We start from the raw sequence: 936 nt of genomic DNA, 5'->3' as shown, positions 1-936 counted from the left end.
CCAACTTACGCGGGGGCGTTATTCTTTGTTAGATTGTCCTCTCAGGCTCCATAACCGCCCCCGCGGCCCAAGGATTAAGGAATAAACGCTAAAAACTAAGGTGCGGCACAAAGGCCATAGCGGCCGTAGCTGGCACCGTAGCTGTAGACATGGCCGTTGTCCGAGTAGACAATGAACCCATAGCTACCTGCTGCGTCGCTCGTCCAGTAGCAGTCGTAGACGAAGCCCGCATCAGCGTAGAAGTACATGCTGCCCCACTCCGTGAAAAATCCTGCACCTATGTGACGCATATAATAATTAACAGATGAATGAGGCAAGGCGCCAGAAATAGAAGGACTAGTTGTTCTGACTGCATTGGTTAAATCGCTGACCCTAGCAAGACGATAACCCAAACCACGACACCAAGATGAGTGGTTAGACTGAGTATCCCGTTTATCACCCCGATGGACGAACCACTGCTTTAAGACAAACCCATAACGAACCTCATTACCACCTCTATCCCTACCTACCAACTCAAAGGTCTGTGGCAAAGATGGCAACGGAGTAAGCCGACTAGGACTACTTGAACTTATCTGAGAACCACTTGCCCTAGGACCGCTTAACTTAACTCGTGCGACAACTTTTCCTCTATCAACACCAGGAATCCAACTATCACTAGGTGTAACATTTGTCACCGTAGCCGTTATACCACCACGCGTGACCGGAGACCACGTAAACTGACTTGCATTGACTCCATCTATGAGCAAATCAAAATACAACCCATCAGCACCTGTAGTTGGGAAGTTTAAGTCGTAAGATGCAGAATCGTTAGACTGAGTTAAAAAACCCTTTGTAGGACTCCATATGTTAGATGGGCCGGCGTAATTGCCTGTGCCATAATTAAGATTTGGCCTCGCGTGACTCACAAAGTAACAAACAACAGGACCAGTAACACCA

At 48.0% G+C, this 936-nt stretch carries 1 protein-coding gene; it reads right to left on the bottom strand.

Annotated elements, in window-relative coordinates; translation table 11 throughout:
- Positions 1-95: 95 nt before the first annotated feature.
- On the bottom strand, positions 96-936 hold an 841-nt coding region (locus GQ598_RS10870), incomplete at its 5' end, for a hypothetical protein (protein WP_160404131.1).

It is taken from the genome of Gilliamella sp. Pas-s95 (assembly GCF_009795795.1).
GTDB lineage: Bacteria > Pseudomonadota > Gammaproteobacteria > Enterobacterales > Orbaceae > Gilliamella > Gilliamella bombicola.
This window is presented reverse-complemented; position numbering and strand designations above follow the sequence as displayed.